This is a genomic window from Flavobacterium aurantiibacter, assembly GCF_002251775.1.
Classification (GTDB): domain Bacteria; phylum Bacteroidota; class Bacteroidia; order Flavobacteriales; family Flavobacteriaceae; genus Flavobacterium; species Flavobacterium aurantiibacter.
In genome coordinates this window covers 16,611-40,250 of the sequence record NZ_NOXX01000202.1, presented here as the reverse complement: position 1 = coordinate 40,250, position 23,640 = coordinate 16,611, and the positions used below count along the sequence as shown (strand labels likewise).

Sequence of the window (23,640 nt, the reverse complement as noted above, 5' to 3'; positions counted from 1 at the left end):
GTTGCGATCAGTTTTGGAAAAACGATATTAAAAAATCGGCGTTTTGAGTAGCCAAGTCTGTAAAACACGTTCGATAGTTCCCTTTAAAATAGGTTTCGAAACGTAGTCGTTCATGCCGGCTTCCAAACAACGATCGCGTTCATCTTTTACAGTTCCGGCAGTAAGCGCAATGATCGGAACTTTTTCAAACCGTTTAATATTTCTTATGGCGTGAGTGGCTTCGTAACCGTTTAACTCCGGCATTTGGATGTCCATAAAGATAAAATCGAAGTTTTGTTCTGCACAGCGATTTACCGCAATGGCGCCATTTTCAGCTTCGACCAGATTGGCATTAGGTAACATTTGCTTCAAAATAGTTTTAATAAGCAACATATTCACCTTGTTGTCTTCAACCAACAGAATTTGAAGGTTCTCATTCGCTAAAGAATCGAGCGATTCTGGAACAACAGGATTTTCAACCACAGTCGGTTTTTCTACGATTTCGATTACTTGCGGCTTGGCAATCTTTACATGGAGATCGAAATAAAATGTACTTCCGTGATTTATTTCGCTGATGACGTGAAGTTTGCTGTTCATCAAGCCTAAAAGTTGGTTTGAAATACTCAATCCTAAGCCGGTTCCACCAAATTTTCGTGTCGTAGAATTGTCTTCTTGCGAAAAAGCTTTGAATATTTTGTCTCGGTTTTCTTGTCGAATTCCAATTCCGGTATCGGCAACTTGAAAACGTAACTTGTGTAGGCATGTTTCGCTGGCTTCGAGTGAAATGATTCGAAATGATATGGATCCTTCATTGGTAAACTTCACAGCATTTCCGAGCAGGTTTATAAGAATCTGCTTTAAGCGAACAGAATCTATTTCGATAGATTGCGGCACATCAGCGTCGATGTCTATGATAAAGTCGAGTTCTTTCTGATTGGCTTCATATGAAATCAAATCCCGCACTTGGTCGACCATTTCCCGCACATCGGTCGGATGGAAGTCGAGGTCTAATTTTCCTGCTTCGATCTTTGAAAAATCCAAGATGTCGTTAATGACATCGAGTAGGGAAGAGGCCGATTGATTGATGGTTGCCATGTACTGCTTTTGTATGTCTTGCAGATTGGTTTTCATCAGTAAATCGGTAAATCCGATAATGCCGTTGAGTGGCGTTCGAATTTCGTGCGACATATTAGCGAGAAATTCCGACTTTGCTTTGTTGGCAGCTTCAGCAAAATCGCGTGCTTCCAAAGCCAACTCGGTTTGTTTCCGACCACTAATGTCGATGATAATCGATTCGATGAAATGTACCGTCGAATTAATTTCAATAACTCCACCGTATTCTTCTACCCAAATGTAATCGCCGTTTTTCTTACGCAAACGGTACGTGACGCAAAAAACAGTTTTTTCAGCGACAGCTTTATTAATTTCATAATTGATTTCTGCCAAATCATCGGGATGGCATAAGTCGGTTATTTTTAAACCGTTTCGTAAAAAATCATCTTTACTGTATTGGCTAAGCGTTGTTATATGATCGTTGATAAAGGCAATCGGTCGGTCGCTACTATTTCGTGCCAGGTAAATGGTTCCGGGCATGTTTGTAGCTAACAACTTAAATTTCTCTTCCGATTCGTAGATCAGGCGCTCGGCTTCATAGCGTTCCAGAGCGTTACTAATGTTATTGGCTAAAGTTTGAAAAATCGAGATTTCGTCTTCAGTCCATTCGCGTTCTTTACTGCAATCGTCGAAACCAATGAAGCCAGAGAAAAGTCCGTTTTTAAAAATGGGGAGTATTAAAATCGATTTGATTTCATTCTGCAACAGCACAGTTTTGAGGAATCCGTCTTCCATTTGTTCCGGATAGGACTGGTAAATCTCGTTGCGCTTCAGCGGCTCGGTAATTTCTTTTAAATTTTGGTGTGTGAATTTTTGGAGTGGCGTAATCTGTAGCGCTATTCCGGGTCGTCCCCACTTGTACGTTTGCGAAATTAAGTTTGAAACGGGATCGTTTCCATAGAAATAAATATGATCAGCATCAGTTGTTTTTCCGATGATTTCGAATGTTTGGGCAAACATATCTTCGGCGTTCTTGTTGTTCAAGAATACTTCGGTACACTTTGCCATAGCGGTTAGTAAGTCGGAGCGATACGCCAACTTTTCCTCGATATCTTTCCGCAGTTGCGCTTCGATTGCCAGCGAGATGATGTCGGAAACCGAGCGTATAAAAGCAATATCTTCGTTATCAAATACGTGCTTGGTAATGGTTTCGAAGCACAGTACACCAACGATTTTTCCGTTTCGAATGATAGCTGCGTCAAGGAGCGATTTGATATTTTTTTCCTTCAAATATTTATCGCGAAAATCGATCGTATGTGCGTTGGTTAGTGCATCGTTTGCGATTATTAGATTGAGTTGTTCGAGTGCTTGAAAGTAATTGGGAGCTTGCGCTCTTGTGATGGTCCAACCTTTTGAAAACGAATTCGTTTCGGCTTCGAACAAACATTGGCACGTTATTTTTTGCGAAGTGAAATCCCAGTAACTCACGTGCTGTACGTTAGCTTCTTGCGATGCTTTTCGAAGAATAAACTGCAATATGGCAGTCAGATTTTTGTGCCGTAAGTAATTGTTCAGCGAAAGCTTAGTGATTGTTTGGCTGTAGCGTTCTATTTTTTGCTGACGCAGAATTTCACTATCTTGAATCCGTTTTAAATCGGTAATGTTTCTTGCAATTCCTGAATATCCAATAACTTTTCCGCTCACATCGCGTCGAATGGTGATCTTCTGACTGATCCAAATTTCATCGCCGTTCTCGTTGATGATGGGAAGTTCAATAGTAGGGAATGTTGCATCGGAGTCGACCAGATAGTCGTAAAAATGCGACATCTTTTTTCGGTAATCGGCTCGAATGTACTGTGTGTATTTTTTACCGATAACTTTTTCTTTGGTTGCTCCTAGTAACCGAAGTGCAAATGCATTCAAAAAGGTAATATTTCCTTGGTTATCTACTTCAAAAATGGCATCGATAGCATTTTCAATAAGCGTTTGAAATTTATTTTGGATGTCTATTTCACCAGTTACGTCTTGCCCAATTCCGATTATTAAGTTGTCGTCGTATTTTTTATCTTTCCATTGAATGATTTTTGTGGTACCGTCGGCGCACTTTAACTTTCTCAAATACAAACGCTCGTCAATATAATTATCGTGATAACGCGCGCCAATGAATTCGGGATCTTCGGTAAGTCGCCAGAAATTCATACCCATAACTTCTTCAGGTTGATAACCTAAAATGGTTTTTATCGCATCGTTTGCATACACAATCTCACCTTCGATGTTTGTTCCTAATACTAAAGACAATCCCTTATTTACAATTGCGTCTGCGAAAAGCAAACCATTCACAGAAGCAGCCTGTTCTTTACTGCGCAGATATTGAATGATGGTTATTCCGAGGAAGGTAAAAAGCGATATAATCAACTTTTCTTCCGAAAGAGATCCAAGAAGATACAAACAGGTAAAGCTGGCCGAAAGGAAAAAAAGAAGAATAACGTGAATTTTCGTATTTCGAAAGATAAACGGCGCGCCTAAAATTACAGCTAATAAGGTTCCGAAATTGAGCAAGCTGTTGCCGTTTGTGGTAAAATTGTAAATGTATAAGCTCAATAAAACTACATACGCTAGTCTGGGAAACGACTTGATAAAAACATTGGTTTGTGGCCTTACATACATCACTAAGCTGAACGCCAGCAGCAATACGCCAAAACTGAGATTTACTATAAATTGATAAGTTGGGCGTAGCGAAAACAGGTAAAGAAAAATTTCGCCTCCGCTAATGAGCGCGCCAAATAGAATGTTGTATGTTTTAAATCGACTAAAATCTTGTTTCTTTCTCTTGAGTTTAAATACGGGTTTGTCAAGCTTGATTAAACTCTTGATTAATAAGTACGAAATCACACACATTGCTAAATACAACGGCACAATTTCCCACCAATTATCTACAGTATTTGTATTCAAGCTCTAAAAATTATGCGTAAAAGTTACAAATTTTAACAGTATTTAGCAATTATCAGTATAAAAAAAGCTGCCGAATAGGGCAGCTTCATATAAAACTTTCGGATCAAGATTAATTACTGTCTTCTCCAATTTGGGATAATTCATCAACATTATCAATTCCTATTGCCAAACGATAGACATTATATTGTAAAGTGTAGTAAAGTGGCATCGTGAAAAAGATACCAATACACAAACCAAGAATTCCTAAACCTATACACAGCCCGACAACAATCATCAATAATAAAATGATGAAGAACTTACGCCCGCATACAGATATACTTGCTTTGATGGATTCCACGGCATCTAGTTTTCCAAAAATGATAAACGGAATAGACATAAAAGTAAGAATCGTTAAAACAAGCGACAAAAGTCCTGCTATAAATGTACTGATGGCATCGGTTTGTAAGGCAAACAGTTCACCAACTATCGAAAATCCCTGAGAAACTAGATTTATAATTACAGCACTCAAAATAATATCTTTTACATGCACACTTTTATAGTGTTCAAAAGCGGTGTTAAATGAGTAATCTTCTCCGCTTTCCGCATTGTGCGCAATTTGAAGTAGTCCAGCAGTAATTGGTGAAAAAACAGCCGCGGCAATAATCGTAAAAATCAAGGTAAGAACCATGCGCGGTGTCTGATTGTCGAGCGACTGCATATTCAATATCTCGTTGGTCAAGTCTGTAGTCCCGAAAATTACAGCAAAAATTCCTCCGTAAATAATCGCAGCAACAATGCCGAGGAGGATCAGGATTCCTCCCATTAGTAATGCAATTTTTTTCCAGGTGTTAAATGTTTGTTCAATCGCTTCGCCAAAACTTAAATGCACAGGTTCGTTTGCGTTGAAAGTGCTCATAAAAAATAGTTTTTAGTTTGTTAATAGTTTCAAAGATGAATGATTAGTAGCAATTGTATGTGTATTGTTTCAAAATAATTTCAACAATTTTTTCAAGGCAGCTAGTTTTCCTGCGTACGGCGGATAGCGTAGCGAAATATCCAACCAAGAACCTCGGCGAACAATCGGTTTTCTGTGCGAAAATGTCTCGAAAGAATAGGCACCGTGATAGGCGCCGTAACCCGACTCGCCAACACCACCAAACGGCAACTTGTTGTTGGTAAACTGAACCAATGTATCATTAATACAAATGCCACCAGCCGAATACTGTCTTGTGTTTTGCTCAATAAAAACCTCTGAATTCGAAAAAATGTAAAATGCTAGAGGTTTTTCAAGTCGCGTAAGCCATTTATCGAGTTCTTGTTGCGAACGATACGTAACAATCGGCAAAATGGGTCCAAACAATTCGTCGGTCATGATCGAACTGTTTTCATCCGATACGGTTACTAATGTAGGTTCGATATACAAATCAAATTCGTCGGTTCGACCACCGTGAATCACATCGACACCCGTTTCAAGATATTTTTTCAAACGCAAAAACTGCCTTCTATTTACGATGCGTCCATAATCCGGATTATCTTGAATAGAATCGCCAAACATCCGTTTAATCTCAACTTTAAGATTGGCAACTAATGAATCTGCTATAGAATCATCCACTAAGAGAAAATCAGGCGCAATGCAGGTCTGCCCGTTGTTTAAAAACTTGCCCCAAACAATACGGCGGGCTGCCAATTCTATATCGGCCGAACGATCTACAATACAAGGGTTTTTTCCGCCCAGTTCTAAAGTAATTGGTGTCAAATGTTTGGCCGCCGCTTGTGCAACCAACTTTCCGGTTTGTACGCTGCCCGTGAAAAAAATGTAATCCCAACGTTTCGCAAGTAAAACGGCTGCAATTTCCGCATCGCCCAAAACAGCAACGGCTTGTTTTACATTAAAGTTCTCCCGGACAATTTTAGAAACTAATAATGCGGTTTTTGGCGCGTATTCCGAAGGTTTCAAAACAACGCTATTTCCGGCTGCAATGGCCGAAATCAACGGAACCATCGACAATTGAAACGGGTAGTTCCACGGAGCTATAATGAGCACTTTTCCGTAAGGCTCGGCAAGCAGATAATCGCGCGACGGAAAATTAATAAGCGCCGGACTAACCCGACGCTTTTTGCTCCATTTCGGAAGTTTCTTTATCGTTTCGGACAAAACTGCCTGCACGTAACCAATCTCAGTAGCAACGGCTTCAAATTCCGATTTTTTTAAATCGGCATGTAAAGCAGCAACGATTTCAGCTTCTATTTTTTGAAGATAATCACGAAGCTGCTCTAATTTTGCAACACGTTCCGAGACTGATGGATTAAAAATATGCTTCATGTTTTACAAAATACCAAATCGCGAACCGATGAAAAAGTCGGCTTGTTTGGAATCGCTCGACACTGCTGTTAGTATCGAATTAGATCCGATAAAAAATCCGCCTAAGCGCAAGCCTAAACCAGCTGTGGTTCCACTTACTTCATTAAAATTTACAGGAATAAAGCCTTCAAACATTCCTGTGGTAAATCGCGGTGTGATCGAAAGCATATTTTGCGACAAAATTTGGTCGTTAGCACCTTCGTCGTTTAAACGCTGTACCATAAATAAGGTTACCGATAGTTTACTAATAATCTGATAATCTGCGTATAAATTCAAAATGGTAGGCAACTTTACCTTAAAGTCACGCGATTCGTTCTCTAAGTTAAAATCAACGCCGTTGGTGCCGTCGTTCGCAATTAAAATGTTTTCAATATCGCGCAAACCGTCGATTGATTCAAACTGATTCAAATCCAAACCAAGTCCGTTTACGGGATTGCTATCATTCACAACTAGCGAATACGTTCGTGTCGCATTATTATCATCTTTAAAAGTCATGCTACCGATGTTACACACAGCCGCACCTACTTTTAGTTTGTATTTATTGTCGGCTCCTTTCCATTGATAATCAACACCGATATCGGTAGCTACACCGTTTAAACCACCCCAAAGCGAGCTAAAGTAGTCGCCCGCATCAGTAAATTCATTGGCTAATGAGCCCGAATAAGCTATGTTTACTTGCGCTGCGGCATTGTTCAAACGAACATCGCCTGCCGTATTGGTAATAGTCCCTTGAAAAGCCGACATTCCTAAGTTGGCATAGCTTCCCGGAAACAAAAGTTTCAAAGAAATCCCGGCGTTAATCTGGTGATTTTTCTTGTCGTACAATTTTCGAGCGGCACTAAGTGCAAATTCGCCCCATACTGTTCCAGTAATCCGTTGGTTTTCGCTGTTCGAAATGGTACTAGAACCTAAAATGCTATTCAGTGCACTGTTGGTTAGCGCATCGCCCAGTTCGGTATTTACGTTGCTGATGTTGGCGCGAATATGCGAGCGCGAAGCCACTCCAAAACCCCACCCAAAGGCCTTGAAACCTACACTCGGACCCATGATTTGGGTATTAACATCAAAATCAACTGCTTCGCCACCAGCAAAAATCAAATCTTCCAGATTCTCACCGTTAATCAAATCCGAAAAACCAACCTTGTTGTTGCTCGCGTCAACGCCAAAAGCAAAAATTTGCACGTCAACCGTTCTAAAAAGATTCGCTAATTCCGATGGGTTAGCACCGGCATTCAAAATACCTACACGTCTCGACGAGCTAAATCCCGAGAAATGCTCTTGTCCGTAACTAAAGCAGCTGGCAAATACAAGTCCAGCAAATACAATTTTTTTCATAATCAAGTCAGTTAGTTGGTTAAAGATAAAAAACTAATTCAATTTAAAGTGCACTATTTAAAAAACGACTTCAATCGGCGGTTTCTTTTTCATTATTTGGGCAGCCCCCACGAAAAAACGTCCGTACGTGACATTAGTATAACGTGGGGCCGCGTCGTCGCTCATACTCCTCGCCCTGCACCCGAACCCCGGGCGCAAGGCTGTGGGGTAATCCGCTCTGCCGCTGCTGCGAAATACGTTGCCAACATTCGGTGGAAATTGCATTCGAATCATCAGTTTTTTGGATTTATAAACCCAAAGTTTGAATTCGATTAAAAAGTAGAATTCATAATAAGGTTTGTCCACCATCTAAAATCAATAAGCGTAATAACAACTAAATCGTTTTGAAGATGTAAATCAACCCACTCTGCGAGAGTTTAAAACCCTCGCAGAGTAGGTTGTCCGTTATTCCAGTGGTTACCTATAAAAATTCAATAATTCGCGCACCCTGAGAATTTTTACAACGGATGATATCGACTATTTCCTGACCTTTGCGCTATATGAAAACCAAAACCAACATAAAACTTCCGCTAACAGCCAACGAAAAAGCAAATCTGCGAAAGCAAAAAATCAAAATTGCCGATTTGGTTCTTTTGGCAGCTGCCGAATTAGAAGTCATTCTCAACGCATCCGCCGCACGAGCACGAGAAATTCATGCGCTGGCAACTTTCCAAAATATTCCGTCGATCGGAATCAAGTTTGCCGAAGATTTAGTTTTTCTAGGTTTCTTTACACTTGACGAGTTAAAAGATAAAGACGGCGCAAAGCTCTTTGATGCGTACGAACAAATGGTAGGCTATTGGGTAGATCCTTGTGTAGAAGACCAGTTTAGGCTTGTCGTGCATTTCGCGAACTCCTTCGACGCCACAAAAACTTGGTGGGATTTTACCCAAGCGCGAAAAAACTTCCGCGCAGAACACGGTTATCCGAAAAACCGACCTCAAAAAGCTTGGTTCGACGTTTTTGGAAATGAACCAGCAAACAAATAGAAGGCTTACGAAAAGCTACTTTTTTTCTCGCGGAACGCATTCAAACACAAATTACAATCTAAAATCATACAGATTCAGAAACTGGTGTTTTGACATTCAAATGAGTTCAATGGTCTTAAAATAAACTCCATCAATAATCGTTAGTACTTTAGTAGTAAAGCTCTTCCTGCGCTGTGAAATCCGAACTTATGAAGTATTTATACGTTTTGTTATTGGTATCCAGCATTCTTGCAGCGCAACCCAATCCAACCACAGGTTATCCGCAAAGAATTGCAGATATTACACGAATTTTGGAAAAAGACTCTTTGAACGATGCGCTGCGATTGGAGCGTCTCACCCTACAAGTTGCGCTGCTCGACGGCGATTGGGTTTACCAGCCATTTTCCCAGTACCTCAACGCCGAAACCAATCCGGAAAAGCTACGTATTAAAGCCTATGAAAAAGAATTTGAGAGAATCTACCGAAATTATATTCAAACGGGCAATTTCAACTTTGTAAAAGAGCGAAATTTCTACCACCAGCGCGGACTCTATTTTATGAAAACCAGACAGTTTACGGTAGCGATTGCCGACTATAAACAACTGTTGGCTAGTAACATTTCCCGAGCCGAATGGGAAAGCCAGCACTTTACATTTTTAGCATTAGATATGCTTTTCAACATTTATGTGATTGGGAACGATTTCACTCAAGCGTTACAAACCATAAACATAAAGCTCGAAGAAGAGCAAAAAAGACTGGGTTCGCGGTATTATTCGTATGCAAATTCTTCCTATGCAAAAGTTGAGCTGTTTGATAAATTTGACAAGCGCGAAGAGCTAATTGCCTACCTTAAACAGCTTTCCAAAGAAAATTTTGAGTATTACTTTGATAAGCATCAAGACAAAAACACGAGCCTCAAAGGAGTGAAACAATTGGGATACTCCTATGTAGTTTTATTGATTAGGTATCTAAAAAAATATGAGAGCCCAGAACTTAAAAAATACAACGCCATTTATCGGAAATTGTCAAAGCGAAACCGAATGAAAGAGAACTTAACGGACAACGATTTAAAAACCATCATTGCAAAAATGTAGGTTGCAACCGACAGCCGTTTTTTTGCGATTTCGTTATTTTAAAGCTTAAACAGTAAGAACCGATTATCAAGAAAATCGGATTTAAAACACAATTAAATTAAGTGACATGAAAAAAGTACTGCTCCTATTAATGCTGTTGATTTCAAATCTTATGCTTGCGCAAGATGGTGAGTTGTGGCATTTTAAATTTAAGTTCAAATTAAATACGAAGGAAACGCTCAGATATACCTACAAAAATCTTGAAGTGTTTCTCAACGATTCCAAAACTTTTAAATATCTGAGGGATTACGATTTAAAATACAATGCAAAAACAAAAGAATACGAACTTTTGATACGATACACTTGCATCAGTTGCGGTTATCCAAGTATTGATTTTCCGCCAGAAATTTATTTGCGACTAGAGTTTGATGGTGATTTTGTAAAATTTCCGTTTTATGCTGTTGTCCCCATTTATTTTGAAAAGTCTGAATCTTTTGTTTTTCACGAGTTATTAAACGGATTAGACTATCCGTATTCAAATTTGGATCAATCTAAAACAGCTTTGTCGCCAGACGACGCGGAAAAGCAAAGTCAAATTGATGCTCTTAATGCTCTTTCGTACGATAACGCCATCAACCTCGGAACCATAGATATCAAACATTTTATTACTGATGATCAATGGAAAGATGATATTGAAAGGTACCAGATCATTGAAGTTCGTTCACGCGATTCGATTCAGTACAAAAAAGCCGGCGAGTACACACCCCGTACTATGAACCGCTTTGTGCCTTTGAAAATGAGGAAGTAACCATTCTTTTAAGCTTTCCGAGTTCAGGCGTTTCAGGGCAACGTGTTTGACGAAGTTTGTATTGTTAAAAAGTACGCAGCTCTTTTTGTGTGCTTGGAATGCGTGTTTGAATAAAGAAGAAGTGAATAGTTTCAATATAGTAGGGCAAACCTTTCTTTGATTTTTTAATTGCAGCTTAGAGCTTGTATGTTTTTCAAATCAATTTAAAAGTCGAAAGATTTTGTGGTGACCGATCGTTTGTAACGATTTTCCCTAGCCCCGGTTGCAGCGGCAGCCCGCAGGAAATGACGGCTACGTGAACCGGGTTGCGCGGGCGACCTCAGAAGCCCACGGCAAGACGTGTGAACGTGCCGTTTTTTACGAGGACTACAGCGGAAAACGGGAAGAGCTAATAAAAAGATTTCGAGATTAAAAGATTTCGAGATTGAAAAGATTTAAAAAAGCGAAAAAATTGAAATGAAGGTAAAAAGGGAAAAACAACGCCTTTTTGACATCGTGTAAAAACTTTGTGAACTCTGTGCCTATGTGGTCAACCGAAGTGATTAAAAGATTGAAAGAATTTAAAAAAGCGAAAAAATTGAAATAAGTGTAGATAGAGAAAAATAAAGCTTTTTTATATTGTTTAAAAACTTTGTGAACTCTGTGCCTATGTGGTCAGCCTAACTGATGCAGTAAAAAGTGAAAAGATTAACCTTCGACAAGCTCAGGCACCAGCCTTCGACAAGCTCAGGCAACAACCGACGAATTGTCGGTTAAGGTGGGCGAAACGATACGTTAAATGGTGAACCTATTTTAGGGATATACAAGGGCGCATCCTTAAACTGTGGTTAATCTTGCGTTAATTCACAGGAAGTTTAAAACCGTTTCGTGTTCCTCTACGTAACTTTAAGCATAATCAAAAAAATAAATTGTTATGAAAAAGTTGAAAATGATTTTAGTTGCAGCTGTACTTTTTGGCGCAACAACAGTGCATGCACAAAAAAATCCGGAAGTGGGCGGAGCACCAATGTACGCTACAAAAAACATTGTTGAAAACGCCGTAAACAGCAAAGATCACACGACTTTGGTGGCTGCTGTAAAAGCCGCTGGCTTGGTAGAAACTCTTTCGGGTAAAGGTCCGTTTACTGTTTTTGCACCAACAAATGCCGCTTTCGACGCACTTCCGGCCGGAACCGTGGAAACTTTGTTAAAACCAGAGAACAAAAAACAACTGCAAGCAGTACTTACGTACCACGTTTTGGCAGGCAAATTTAGCGCTGCCGATGTAGTGAAAGCCATTAAAGCAGGCAACGGAACCGCAACGTTTACCACCGTACAAGGCGGAAAATTAAAAGCTTCTCTTAAAGGTTCGAATGTGATTCTGACCGACGAGAAAGGAAGAAACGCAACCGTTACTATTGCCGACGTGAATCAATCGAATGGCGTAATTCACGTGATCGATCAAGTTGTCCTTAATAAATAGTGATTTGTTTTAAGTTTTGAGCGAAAGTCGGTCGTAATGGCCGACTTTTTTAGTTTCGATCTGAAGCTTTAATGAAATCGGTTAGTAAATAGCCAATTAGTTTTCCGAGCAATTGCGGATTGCCGGTATTTTCTAATTCGGGCGCTCCTTCGCAAATATGCAAATAACTGGCGTTCGGATGCGAGCCGAAGTGATACACAAATTGCCGCGCTTCTTCGATCGAGAATCCGCTGTTTGTCATCGCGCTGCTGGGCACAAACGGCAAGCTGTCTAAATCGATTTCCACACCAAAATAGTCGGTTTTAATAAACGAGAGTGCTTGAAAAAGTTCTTGTTCGAAGTTCTTTTGGCGTTTCACCTTAATTTCGTCGTAGGTATTGAAACGCACGCGGTCATCGGTTTTCTTTAATAAATCGAGTACGGCCTTTGAGGTATAACATTCGTGCAAACCAAAGACGAAATATTTTTTTAAGAATCCGTCTTCGTAGGCGTACGAAAAGCCGTTTCCGGAATGTCGGCCTTCCAGAATCCGGAAGTCGGAATGTGCGTCTAAATTAACGGCATTAACCGATTTCCCTTTTGCCAGTGCCGTTCCTTTAATGTTTCCGTAGGCGTTGTTGTGTCCGCCGCCAACAATAATAGGTATTTTCCCCGCTTTAATAATCGTACATACTAAATGTGCCACCTCGCGATCGATTTTTCCGACCAAGAGTTTTAGTGCATCGCGATCGGCAGAAACTTTATAATCCAAATTTTCGGCGGCTTCCATTTCGGCATCGGTATCTATAGCGCCGAGTGCGAGAATCTTACTTCCTTTACAAAAACGGTTGTGCTGAATGTTGGCTATGGCAGTTAGGGCAACGTTCCAGGTTTGGTGTGCACCGCGACGTCCGTGGTTGGCTCGCACGCCAATATCTTCCGGAATACCAAACAAAACGTATTTGGCTTCGCAGTTGGCGATGAAATGTTCGGCACTTACATCTTTCGGAACCGTGAGCATTTTCTCTCCAAATTTTACTTCACCACTTCTAAAATTGGTACGTTTGGCGAGATCTGTTGCCGAAATTAATTTCAATTTCTCCATAAAAAAGTCGAATACGCTATGTTGTAAAAGTATAAACTTGCGTTAATAAGTCGTAAATTATTGCAAGACTTTTTACTTTAGATTTGTCTTAAAAATAAAAACTATGGATACACAAAGAAGTAACTCAAGTTTAAAAGCAGTAGTTGTCATTTTAGCGCTATTGCTGATTGCCAGTTTAGCTTATATTTTTAAGATGACCAGCGATGCTAAAACGCTTGAAACCGAGATCGTTGATGTGAAATCGGAGAAAAATGCCCTTTTAGATTCGCTAGCTGTTCAAAAAGGCATCTACGATAAAGCTATCGAAGAGAAAACAGAATTGAGCGACGAATTAATTGCTGAACGCGATAAAGTGGTGCAATTGATTGAAGATTTGAAGAAATCGAAAGGCGATGCCGCTGCTTTACGTCAGTTTAAAACGCGTTACAACGATTTGCAAGCTAAGTTTAAAGCTTTAATTGCTGAGAATGAAACATTGAAGAAAGCTAACGAAGAGTTAACTCAGCAACGCGATAGTACCGTTGTGGCGCTCGGCGAGCAGAAGAAGTATAACGATACGCTGGTCGTACAGAACGAAAATTTGGCGAAAACCGTTGAGAAAGGATCGAAAATTGTTGTGATGAATTTGCGCACACAAGCAATTAAGCAACGTTCGTCTGGAAAGCAAATCGAAACCGAGAAAGCAAGTCGTGCCGATAAATTGAAAGTTTGTTTTGCTTTAGCAGCGAATGCCATTGCTAAGTCGGGAAGTCGTACATACTACGTGCAAATTATCGACAGCAAAAACAATGTGCTTGGCGACAAGAAAACCGAAACCTTTGGAGATGCTTCGCTCACATACAGCTTCACTACAACAGTAGAATACAACAACGAAGCCGTTGATATTTGCGAATACTTAGACGCAAAAGGTAAAGATTTCGAGAAAGGAACGTATTATGTGAATATCTTCGATAAAAACGAATTGCTCTCTAAAACAACCTTCTCTTTAAAATAATATTTGATTGTTAATTCACTAAAGGTCGGATTCGAATAGAGTCCGACCTTTTTTATTTTCACGAAATAGGAGTAGAGTCTTTAGTCTTCGGAAGTTTCGTTTTTGTCGGTCGATTTAAAATGCTTCTTGGTCCACTGCGAATTTTTAGTTTCAAAAACTTTTTCAATCGATTTGATCATGCTTCCTGCGATATCGAAATTGGTAGCGCCTTCAATGCCTTCGAGTCCGGGTGATGAGTTTACTTCTAGCAGCAACGGACCTTTACTGGAACGTATTATATCGACGCCAGCCACTTTTAAATCCATGGCTTTTGCGGCTTTGATTGCAATTTTCTTTTCTTGTGGTGTGATTTTTACGACCGATGCCGTACCACCTAAATGAATGTTTGCCCGGAATTCGCCAGGTAGTGCCTCGCGCTGAATGGCAGCAACCACTTTTCCATCGACCACGAAGCAACGAATATCTTTTCCGTTCGCTTCTTTGATGAATTCTTGCACCAGAATGTTCGCGTTCACACTTTTAAATGCATTGATTACGCTCTCTGCCGCCTTTTTTGTTTCGGCTAAAACCACGCCTTTTCCTTGCGTTCCTTCAAGCAGCTTGACGATCAGCGGCGGTCCGCCCACCATTTTAATTAAATCATTCGTCTCTAAAGGCGAATTCGCAAATCCCGTTGTTGGGATTTCTAAGCCATGATTGAGTAATAATTGTAAAGAATATAGCTTGTCTCGCGATTGTGTTATCGCTGCCGCAGAATTTAAACAGTAGATTCCCAAGGTTTCGAATTGGCGCGTGAGTGCACTTCCGTAGAAGGTCATGCTGGGACGAATTCGTGGAATAATTGCGTCGAAGTCGTTTAAAATGCGGCCGTCCCGATACCTGATTTGCGGCGTTGTGGCGTCGAGTTTCATGTAACATTCTTTGATATTCAAAAAATGCATGTCGTGTCCGCGCATCTCGCCGGCTTCCATAATTCGTTTGTTGCTGTACAATTCGGGATTGCTGGCTAGAACTCCGATGCGTAATCCCAAACTAGTGACTTGCGAGAATTTGTACACTTCTTTGATGCTGTCGGAAGAAGGAATTCCGAGCAGGTATTTTTGTTCCGGATCAACGAGTACGCGTCCGCTCATGGCCTCGCGCCCAAGCAGCATCCGAAATCCCATCGAATCGCGGTTGGTCAGTGTAATTTCCACCGTCCATTGGCTGCCGCCGATGTTAAGCACGGAACTGATCACGTAGCGTTGTTCGCGAAAGCCACTAGAACTTTTAACAACGCGTTTTCCGACGAGTTTAGCTTCGCAATGCAACAGCGTTTGCACATTGTTTTGAATCGGATTGATATCGAACTTCACCCACGATTCACCGTCTTTTAAAAACGGAGAAATATTGATGGCGTGAATGGCTGAGGTCTTGGCTCCGGAGTCGACGCGTGCCTTGATGTATGGGATTCCCAATTCGGGAAACGAGCACCATTCTTCGCTTCCAACAATTACTTTATCTGCAAACATTATCTGATGTAAAAGAAGCCAAATGTAAGACGCCGATTTTGATTTAAGTTTAAGAAAATAATAAAAATGGCGTCCAGAATTTCTGAACGCCATTGATATCAATAAAACCTGATGATAATTAACTCGTTGGTTCTTGTGCTTTATTCACAGAAACAGTTAATTCTTCGGCATTATCTTCAATATCCATAAAGATTTCATCACCTGAAGCGATTTTCGATGTAATGATTTCCTCCGCCAAAGCATCTTCCACATATTTTTGAATGGCTCGTTTTAGCGGACGTGCTCCAAACTGCTTATCGAAACCTTTATCGGCAATAAACGCTTTCGCTTTATCCGATAAATTCAATTGATAACCCAACTCAGCTATGCGCTTGTACAGGTTTTTCAATTCAATTTCGATAATCTTATTGATGTCTTCTTTCTCTAGCGGATTGAACACGATAACATCGTCGATTCGGTTTAGGAATTCGGGAGCGAAGGCTTTTTTCAACGCATTTTCGATTACACTTTTTGCGTACTCATCGCTTTGCGAAACTTTAGCTGCGGTCCCAAATCCAACGCCTTGTCCGAAGTCTTTCAGCTGGCGAGCACCGATGTTCGACGTCATAATGATAACCGTGTTTCTAAAATCGATTTTTCGACCTAAGGAATCAGTTAAATAACCATCGTCGAGTACTTGCAACATCATGTTGAACACGTCTGGGTGTGCTTTTTCAATTTCGTCTAGAAGCACCACTGCATAAGGTTTTCTGCGAACTTTCTCGGTTAATTGCCCGCCTTCCTCGTAACCTACGTATCCCGGAGGTGCTCCGATAAGTCGAGAAATAGCGAATTTCTCCATGTATTCGCTCATGTCGATGCGAATTAACGAATCTTCCGAATCGAATAATTCACGGGCAAGCACTTTTGCCAACTGTGTTTTTCCCACACCCGTTTGTCCTAAGAAAATGAACGAACCAATTGGTCGGTTCGGATCTTTAAGACCTGCGCGATTTCGTTGAATTGATTTAGCAATTTTGTTAACGGCTTCGTCTTGGCCAATAACTTTTCCGCGAATGAGTTCCGGTAATTGGGCCAACTTATTACTCTCGGTTTGTGCAATTCGATTTACCGGAATGCCCGTCATCATGGAAACAACGTCGGCAACTTGATCTTCGGTAACTACGATACGATTCGATTTAGAGTCGGCTTCCCACTGTTCTTGAGCGATTGCCAAATCTTTTTCGATTCTTTTTTCGTCGTCGCGAAGGCGTGCTGCTTCCTCATATTTCTGTTTTTTAACGACCGAATTTTTCAATTCGCGAACTTCTTCCAATTGCCTTTCGAGTTCCAAAATGGTTTTCGGAACTTCGATATTGGTGATGTGAACGCGAGAACCCGATTCGTCGAGCGCATCGATGGCTTTGTCTGGAAGGAAACGTTCCGACATGTAGCGGTTCGTTAGCTTCACACAAGCTTCGATAGCTTCTTGCGTGAACGTAACATTGTGGTGATCTTCGTATTTACCTTTAACGTTGTTAAGGATTTGAATGGTTTCCTCAACGGTTGTAGGTTCAACGATTACTTTTTGGAAACGTCGTTCAAGCGCACCGTCTTTTTCTATATATTGGCGGTATTCGTCGAGCGTTGTGGCACCAATACATTGAATTTCGCCGCGAGCGAGCGCAGGTTTAAACATGTTTGAAGCGTCGAGTGAACCGGTTGCGCCGCCAGCACCAACAATGGTGTGAATCTCGTCGATGAACAGAATGATGTCGTCGTTCTTTTCGAGTTCGTTCATCACGGCTTTCATGCGTTCTTCAAATTGTCCGCGGTATTTGGTTCCGGCAACCAAGCTCGCTAAATCGAGTGTGACTACGCGTTTGTTGAACAAAATACGCGACACTTTCTTTTGAATGATTCGCAGTGCGAGACCTTCGGCGATTGCCGATTTTCCTACGCCGGGTTCTCCGATAAGCAGCGGATTGTTCTTTTTTCTGCGGCTTAGAATTTGCGAAACGCGTTCAATTTCTTTTTCTCTACCAACTACTGGGTCGAGTTTTCCCTCTTCGGCCATTTCGGTTAAATCGCGACCGAAATTATCGAGTACCGGAGTTTTCGATTTCTTGTTGGTTTTATTTCCAGGATTGTTGAAACTACTTTCTTTTAAACTGTCATCTTGTCCTGAATCGTCGTTGTAGGATTCGTTTCTTGGCAAGTTTTTCTGGAAATCATCGTCGATTGGCATCATATTTAAGTATTGTTCTTTGGCTGAATCGTAGTCGATTTTCAACTTATTCATCAGCTTGGTTGTAGGGTCTGAGTCGTTTTTCAAGATACAAAGCAAGAGGTGTGCGGTGCTAATTTCTTTACTTTCGTAGAGTTTGGCTTCTAAGAAAGTGGTTTTTAGCGCGCGTTCGGCTTGTCTGGTAAGGTGCAGATTTTTCTTGTCGTTATTTGCTAACGGATTTTCGTTCGGCGGACTCAAAACCTCTACTTTTCGACGTAGGTGTTCTAAATCGACAGATAGATTATTGAGAATATTAATCGCTTTGCCATTCCCGTCGCGCAAAATGCCGAGCATAAGGTGCTCTGTGCCAATAAAATCGTGCCCTAATCGTAAAGCTTCTTCCTTACTGTAGGTGATTACGTCTTTTACCCGAGGTGAAAAATTATCATCCATTTTTTTAAGTTGGGTCTTTAATTATTGCTGAAAAAGCTTCAAAAACTGTACCCTGATGCGAAGCTGTCAGCTAAGTGACAAAAAATCTGCAATATTTTCAGTTAATTTTCTATTAATTTATCAACTATGGCGTGCAGAAAAACTGTTGATAAAAACCCGATTTTTTGAATGATATTTTCATCATCCACAAAGCAGATACCTTATATTAGCGAGATTTTTTTAACCACATAGTTTTTAAAATAGTTCAAGCTTATGGCCGATGGCGAAAAGTTAATTCCGATTAATATAGAAGATGAAATGAAGTCAGCCTACATCGATTATTCGATGTCGGTTATCGTATCGCGTGCTTTACCTGATGTTCGCGATGGACTTAAACCCGTACACCGACGCGTGTTGTACGGAATGTACGAACTGGGCGTTCTTTCCAATCGAGCGCACAAAAAATCAGCGAGGATAGTCGGTGAGGTTTTGGGTAAATACCACCCGCACGGCGACTCGTCGGTGTATGATGCCATGGTTCGTATGGCACAAGAATGGAGTTTGCGTTACCTATTAGTAGATGGTCAAGGAAACTTTGGTTCGATTGACGGCGATTCTCCTGCGGCGATGCGTTACACCGAAGCGCGTATGAAAAAGATTTCGGAAGAAATCATGGCGGATATCGATAAAGAAACCGTTGATTTTCAACTGAACTTCGACGATACGCTTTACGAGCCGAAGGTAATGCCAACCAAAATTCCGAATTTGCTTGTAAACGGTGCATCCGGAATTGCGGTAGGTATGGCAACAAACATGCCGCCACACAACTTATCGGAAGTAATCGATGGTACTTTAGCGTATATCGATAATCACGATATTGAAGTCGATGAGCTTCTTACACATATTAAAGCACCTGACTTTCCGACAGGCGGTGTCATCTACGGTTACGACGGCGTTAAGGAAGCATTTAAAACCGGTCGTGGTAAAATTGTTATCCGCGCGAAAGTTCATTTTGAGGAAATCGAAGGTCGTGAGTCGATTATCGTGACGGAAATTCCGTATCAGGTGAATAAGGCAGAAATGATTAAACGTACTGCCGATTTAGTAAACGAGAAGAAAATTGAAGGTATAGCCAACATCCGCGACGAATCGGATCGTTCCGGTATGCGTATCGTGTACATTTTAAAGCGAGATGCCGTTCCGAATGTAGTGCTTAACACCTTATATAAGTATACTCAGTTACAGTCGTCGTTTAGTGTAAACAATATTGCTCTGGTTGCAGGCCGACCACAAATGCTGAATCTGAAAGATTTGATTCACTATTTCGTGGAACACCGCCACGATGTTGTAGTTCGCCGTACGGAGTTCGACCTCAGAAAAGCAGAGGAGCGCGCCCATATTTTAGAAGGTTTGATTATCGCTTCGGATAATATTGATGAAGTTATCCAAATCATTAGAAGTTCAGCGAATACCGATGTAGCTCGCGAACGCTTAATGGAACGTTTCAGCTTGAGCGAAATACAATCGCGCGCTATTGTCGACATGCGTTTGCGTCAGCTTACTGGTCTTGAACAAGACAAGCTTCGCGCGGAATACGACGAAATCATGAAATTGATCGAGCATTTGCGTGCCTTGTTGGCGAGCAAAGAACTTCGAATGAATTTGATTAAAGAAGAGCTTGCTGAAATCAAAGAGAAATACGGCGATGAGCGTCGTTCGACAATCGAATACAGCGGCGGCGATGTAAGTATCGAAGACTTGATTGCCGACGAGCATGTGGTGATTACCATTTCGCATGCCGGTTACATCAAACGTACACCGTTAAGCGAATACAAAACGCAAAACCGCGGTGGTGTAGGGCAGAAGAGTGCTGGCACGCGCGACCAAGATTTCTTGGAGCACATGTATGTGGCTACAAACCACCAATACATGTTGTTCTTTACGCAAAAAGGAAAATGTTTCTGGATGCGCGTGTACGAAATTCCAGAAGGAACTAAAACCAGCAAAGGCCGTGCGATACAGAACTTGATTAACATCGAGCAAGACGATAAAGTAAAAGCATTTATCTGTACGCAAGATTTGAAAGATCAGGAATACATCAATAAGCATTTCTTGATTATGGTGACCAAAAAAGGTCAGGTTAAGAAAACGGCGCTGGAGCAATACAGCCGTCCACGGGCGAATGGAGTTGCTGCTATTACGATTCGTGAAGACGACGAATTATTAGAAGCAAAATTAACAGACGGTACTTGCGACATATTAGTTGCTGTTCGTTCTGGAAAATTAGTTCGTTTCGAAGAGCGCAAAACACGTCCGATGGGAAGAACAGCTTCGGGCGTTCGTGGAATTACCTTAGCCGACGAAGCGGACGAAGTAATTGGCATGGTTGCTGTAAGTGATAAGAACAGTGAAATATTGGTTGTGTCGGAAAACGGATACGGAAAACGTTCGAGCTTAGACGATTATCGTATCACGAACCGCGGTGGTAAAGGTGTTAAAACTTTGAATATCACCGAGAAAACCGGTAAATTAGTGGCTATTAACAACGTAACAGATGCCGATGATTTGATGATTATCAATAAGTCGGGGCTTACCATTCGTATGGCTGTGGAAGATTTACGAGTTATGGGACGAGCTACACAAGGTGTTCGTTTAATTAACTTGAAAGGAAATGATTCGATTGCCGCAGTAACGAAAGTTGTTAAAGAAGACGAAGAAGAATCTGCAGAATCGGAAACTGAATCTGGTGATGATCAAATTGTAAATGAAAATCCGGAGGCTGAAACTTCGGAAGATTAAATCGAGTAATATGAAAAAAGTATTTTTAATTACTGCTCTTTCTGTTTTTAGTATTTCAGCAGTATCAGCTCAAAAAGATGAATTAAAATCTTTAAAGAAGATTTATTCTCGGGATGAGATAAGTGCTAATGACGCAACGGAATATAAGGGTGTAGTTCAGAAATTGAAGTCGGTTGCAGTAGAAGAAGTTGATAAACTCTATGCAGCCTTTTATGAAGCCAATACGCCGATGGTAGAAATAGCAGCTCTTGGACAGACAGCTACTCCACAGGCTATGTTAGCTTTAATCTCTCCATCGAAGATTAGTGCCTACGCTTCCGCAGCAAGCGATGTACTAGCCTATGAACAAAAGCAGGGAAAGAAGCTTTTAACAGATCAGATAAACCAGCGGTACCAAGTATCTAAGTCGCTTTTGCTCAATTATGTAGTTTCATTAGGAAATGAGCAAAAATTTACAGATTGCTCAACCGTTCTTTACGCTATGTATACCTTGGATAAAAGTGATCCTGAAAAACTTTATTACGCTGCTAATTATGCAGTGAATGCCAAAGATTACGATATGGCACTAAAGTATTACGACGAACTAAAGCAGATTAATTATTCGGGCGAAGGTATGGCATACTACGCTACGAGTGTTTTAAATAACAAAGAAGAGTATTTTAACTCTAAATCAGAACGCGATAAGTTTGTTAGTCTTAAAACTTACATCAATCCAAGAGATGAAAAAGTTCCAAGCAAGCGTGGCGAAATTTATCGCAATATTGCACTTATTTTAGTTGAAAAAGGCAAAATAGAAGAAGCGAAAACGGCTATTAAAGATGCGAGAAAGACTAATCCGGATGATACGTCATTAATTATTTCTGAGGCAAATTTATACCTACAAACTAAGGATTTTCAAACTTATAAAACGCTTGTAAAAGAATCCCTTGCTAATGATCCAAACAACAAGGATTTAATTTTCAATTTAGGCGTAATTGCATACAACAACAAAGATTTAGTTGAAGCTGAAAATCACTATAAACGCGTTATTGAAATTGATCCTTCGTATTCAAATGCATATTTGAATATGGCGATATTAAAGCTAGATGGCGAAAAAGAGTTAGTTGAAAAGATGAACAAATTAGGAAGTTCTGACGCTGATAATAAAAAATATGAGGTGTTACGTAAACAGCGCGAAGATATGTTTAAAAGTGCAGTACCTTTCTTAGTAAAAACGGTAGAACTCAAGCCAGATAATGTTGATGCAGTTAGAACATTATATAATGTGTACAGAACACTTGATATGGAAAGCGAGGCAAAAACGTTAAAGGCACGTTTAAAAGAGCTGGAAGGTAAGCAGTAATTTTTTTACGAAACGTCTATAAAAAAACCGCCGCCGATTTAATCGGCGGTTTTTTTGTGCACTATTTTCGCGGGAAGGATTGGAGCAAGCTACCGTGTAGCGCGGAAAGCCTGTGCGCTTGCGCCCCGCCCAAAAAAATCTATTTCTTATTTGGCAACGGACTAATAATCTCGACGTTCTGGAAGGCGATTGCACCGCGAACCACACCCGAAATAACCTGCCGCAAAGCCTCTATGATGTGCATTTTTAAAGCCGTTTGACCAAAAATTAGACTTACCTGACGCGCGGGTTTAGGCTCTTCGAAATGGCGCAACTTCGCGCGATTGCGTTCCGATAAATCCAAGGTATGTAAATAGGGCAGCAGCGTTATTCCCAAACCCTCGTCGGCTAGCTTAATCATGGTTTCAAAACTGCCGCTTTCAATTTGGAAGTTCGCTTTTTTATCGGTAGAAATCGTGTTGCACAGATTAATGATGCCGTCGCGGAAACAGTGTCCGTCGCGCAGCAGCAAAATTTCATTGATTTCGAGATCTTCCGGTTTGATAAGCGACTTCCGCGAAAGCTTATTTTGCTCGGGAATGTAGGCCACAAACGGCTCGTAATAGAGTACAAATTCCTTTAAGCGCTCTTCGTCTAAAGGCGTGGCAGCAATCGCAGCGTCGAGATGCCCACTTTTGAGTTTTTCGATGATGGCCTGTGTGTTTAACTCTTCGATGATGAGGTTAATCTTTGGATATTTCTTGACGAAATTATTTAGGAACATCGGTAAAAGTGTGGGCATGATGGTTGGAATGATACCAATTTTGAAATCGCCGCCGATGAACCCTTTTTGCTGGTCTACAATATCTTTTATGCGTCCGCTTTCCAAGACAATATTCTTCGCCTGTTCTACAATTTGCTGGCCAACAGGCGTTAATTGAATAGGTTTTTTAGAGCGATCGAATATCAAAACTCCGAGTTCTTCTTCGATTTTTTGGATTTGCATACTCAGCGTGGGCTGTGTTACAAACGATTTTTCGGCGGCAAGAGTGAAGTTCTTGTATTCGGCTACTGCGAGAACATATTGTAATTGCGTTATTGTCATGATAGTATTTATTAATACAAATATAAGAATGTNTGTGAAGACCGCTGCGGCGCGGCGACCCAAGAAGCCCCGCCGCAGCGAACCCCGAACGGTTTGAAACAAACGCGCTTGTAGTGAAAGGCCCGGCCCGAAGCCCCTCCATTACTTCCACTAAACCGGCGAGGGGCTGCCCTAA

Annotated in this window: 15 protein-coding genes; 7 read left to right on the top strand and 8 right to left on the bottom strand. The window is 40.9% G+C overall.

Going from position 1 to position 23,640, the window contains the following annotated elements; all coding sequences use genetic code 11:
• Positions 1-27: 27 nt before the first annotated feature.
• The 4 genes from CHX27_RS09905 to CHX27_RS09890 all read right to left on the bottom strand — a co-directional run bounded on the left by CHX27_RS09905 (position 28) and on the right by CHX27_RS09890 (position 7,660).
• Complete coding sequence (locus tag CHX27_RS09905) at positions 28-3,984, bottom strand: PAS domain S-box protein (protein ID WP_094486619.1); 3,957 nt, start codon at positions 3,982-3,984, stop codon at positions 28-30.
• 109 nt (positions 3,985-4,093) lie between these two features.
• Positions 4,094-4,879, bottom strand: coding sequence for a DUF2189 domain-containing protein (locus CHX27_RS09900; RefSeq protein ID WP_094486618.1), 786 nt, complete (start codon positions 4,877-4,879; stop codon positions 4,094-4,096).
• 69 nt (positions 4,880-4,948) lie between these two features.
• A complete protein-coding gene (locus tag CHX27_RS09895) occupies positions 4,949-6,286 on the bottom strand; it encodes an aldehyde dehydrogenase family protein (RefSeq protein ID WP_094486617.1) in 1,338 nt (445 codons plus the stop codon).
• Between the two features lie 3 nt (positions 6,287-6,289).
• Positions 6,290-7,660: a hypothetical protein gene (locus CHX27_RS09890; protein WP_094486616.1), complete on the bottom strand. Its 1,371-nt coding sequence runs from the start codon at positions 7,658-7,660 to the stop codon at positions 6,290-6,292.
• A 539-nt stretch (positions 7,661-8,199) separates the two neighbouring features.
• Here CHX27_RS09890 and CHX27_RS09880 point away from each other — a divergent pair.
• The 4 genes from CHX27_RS09880 to CHX27_RS09865 all read left to right on the top strand — a co-directional run bounded on the left by CHX27_RS09880 (position 8,200) and on the right by CHX27_RS09865 (position 12,010).
• A complete protein-coding gene (locus CHX27_RS09880) occupies positions 8,200-8,688 on the top strand; it encodes a helix-hairpin-helix domain-containing protein (RefSeq protein ID WP_094486614.1) in 489 nt (162 codons plus the stop codon).
• 188 nt (positions 8,689-8,876) lie between these two features.
• Entirely contained in the window at positions 8,877-9,761 is an 885-nt protein-coding gene (locus CHX27_RS09875; protein ID WP_133063450.1) for a hypothetical protein, read from the top strand.
• Positions 9,762-9,867: 106 nt separating this feature from the next.
• Positions 9,868-10,548, top strand: a complete 681-nt coding sequence (locus CHX27_RS09870) for a hypothetical protein (RefSeq protein WP_094486612.1) — start codon at positions 9,868-9,870, stop codon at positions 10,546-10,548.
• A gap of 913 nt (positions 10,549-11,461) precedes the next feature.
• Entirely contained in the window at positions 11,462-12,010 is a 549-nt protein-coding gene (locus CHX27_RS09865; protein ID WP_094486611.1) for a fasciclin domain-containing protein, read from the top strand.
• 49 nt (positions 12,011-12,059) lie between these two features.
• On the opposite strand, the gene CHX27_RS09860 is transcribed toward CHX27_RS09865, so the two are convergent.
• Positions 12,060-13,094 (bottom strand): formimidoylglutamase, encoded by a 1,035-nt coding sequence (locus CHX27_RS09860; RefSeq protein ID WP_094486610.1) that lies wholly within the window; start codon positions 13,092-13,094, stop codon positions 12,060-12,062.
• 103 nt (positions 13,095-13,197) lie between these two features.
• On the opposite strand from CHX27_RS09860, the gene CHX27_RS09855 reads away from it, so the two are divergent.
• The gene (locus CHX27_RS09855) at positions 13,198-14,088 is read left to right on the top strand and encodes a GAS domain-containing protein (protein ID WP_094486609.1); all 891 of its coding nucleotides are present in this window, start codon (positions 13,198-13,200) and stop codon (positions 14,086-14,088) included.
• Between the two features lie 80 nt (positions 14,089-14,168).
• Here the strand turns inward: CHX27_RS09855 and rimK are convergent, their stop codons facing one another.
• Positions 14,169-15,599 carry a 30S ribosomal protein S6--L-glutamate ligase gene (gene rimK / locus CHX27_RS09850; protein ID WP_094486608.1) on the bottom strand — a complete coding sequence of 477 codons (1,431 nt, stop codon included), beginning with the start codon at positions 15,597-15,599 and terminating at the stop codon, positions 14,169-14,171.
• Positions 15,600-15,717: 118 nt separating this feature from the next.
• Positions 15,718-18,261, bottom strand: coding sequence for an ATP-dependent Clp protease ATP-binding subunit (locus CHX27_RS09845; protein WP_094486607.1), 2,544 nt, complete (start codon positions 18,259-18,261; stop codon positions 15,718-15,720).
• Positions 18,262-18,513: 252 nt separating this feature from the next.
• Between CHX27_RS09845 and gyrA the strand changes: the two genes are divergently transcribed.
• Both gyrA and CHX27_RS09835 read left to right on the top strand, forming a co-directional pair.
• Entirely contained in the window at positions 18,514-21,039 is a 2,526-nt protein-coding gene (gyrA, locus tag CHX27_RS09840) for a DNA gyrase subunit A (protein WP_094486606.1), read from the top strand.
• 10 nt (positions 21,040-21,049) lie between these two features.
• Complete coding sequence (locus CHX27_RS09835; RefSeq protein ID WP_165764492.1) at positions 21,050-22,381, top strand: tetratricopeptide repeat protein; 1,332 nt, start codon at positions 21,050-21,052, stop codon at positions 22,379-22,381.
• A 139-nt stretch (positions 22,382-22,520) separates the two neighbouring features.
• On the opposite strand, the gene CHX27_RS09830 is transcribed toward CHX27_RS09835, so the two are convergent.
• Positions 22,521-23,465: a LysR substrate-binding domain-containing protein gene (locus CHX27_RS09830; protein ID WP_094486604.1), complete on the bottom strand. Its 945-nt coding sequence runs from the start codon at positions 23,463-23,465 to the stop codon at positions 22,521-22,523.
• Between the last annotated feature and the right edge of the window lie 175 nt (positions 23,466-23,640).

What these genes read in the sequence shown, in the direction of transcription:
- CHX27_RS09895 (WP_094486617.1), bottom strand. Translation starts at nt 6,286, where the DNA reads ATGAAGCATATTTTTAATCCATCAGTCTCGGAACGTGTTGCAAAATTA.
- CHX27_RS09880 (WP_094486614.1), top strand. Translation starts at nt 8,200, where the DNA reads ATGAAAACCAAAACCAACATAAAACTTCCGCTAACAGCCAACGAAAAA.
- CHX27_RS09890 (WP_094486616.1), bottom strand. Translation starts at nt 7,660, where the DNA reads ATGAAAAAAATTGTATTTGCTGGACTTGTATTTGCCAGCTGCTTTAGT.
- CHX27_RS09860 (WP_094486610.1), bottom strand. Translation starts at nt 13,094, where the DNA reads ATGGAGAAATTGAAATTAATTTCGGCAACAGATCTCGCCAAACGTACC.
- CHX27_RS09845 (WP_094486607.1), bottom strand. Translation starts at nt 18,261, where the DNA reads ATGGATGATAATTTTTCACCTCGGGTAAAAGACGTAATCACCTACAGT.
- rimK (WP_094486608.1), bottom strand. Translation starts at nt 15,599, where the DNA reads ATGTTTGCAGATAAAGTAATTGTTGGAAGCGAAGAATGGTGCTCGTTT.
- CHX27_RS09875 (WP_133063450.1), top strand. Translation starts at nt 8,877, where the DNA reads ATGAAGTATTTATACGTTTTGTTATTGGTATCCAGCATTCTTGCAGCG.
- CHX27_RS09865 (WP_094486611.1), top strand. Translation starts at nt 11,462, where the DNA reads ATGAAAAAGTTGAAAATGATTTTAGTTGCAGCTGTACTTTTTGGCGCA.
- CHX27_RS09835 (WP_165764492.1), top strand. Translation starts at nt 21,050, where the DNA reads ATGAAAAAAGTATTTTTAATTACTGCTCTTTCTGTTTTTAGTATTTCA.
- CHX27_RS09830 (WP_094486604.1), bottom strand. Translation starts at nt 23,465, where the DNA reads ATGACAATAACGCAATTACAATATGTTCTCGCAGTAGCCGAATACAAG.
- gyrA (WP_094486606.1), top strand. Translation starts at nt 18,514, where the DNA reads ATGGCCGATGGCGAAAAGTTAATTCCGATTAATATAGAAGATGAAATG.
- CHX27_RS09855 (WP_094486609.1), top strand. Translation starts at nt 13,198, where the DNA reads ATGGATACACAAAGAAGTAACTCAAGTTTAAAAGCAGTAGTTGTCATT.
- CHX27_RS09900 (WP_094486618.1), bottom strand. Translation starts at nt 4,879, where the DNA reads ATGAGCACTTTCAACGCAAACGAACCTGTGCATTTAAGTTTTGGCGAA.
- CHX27_RS09870 (WP_094486612.1), top strand. Translation starts at nt 9,868, where the DNA reads ATGAAAAAAGTACTGCTCCTATTAATGCTGTTGATTTCAAATCTTATG.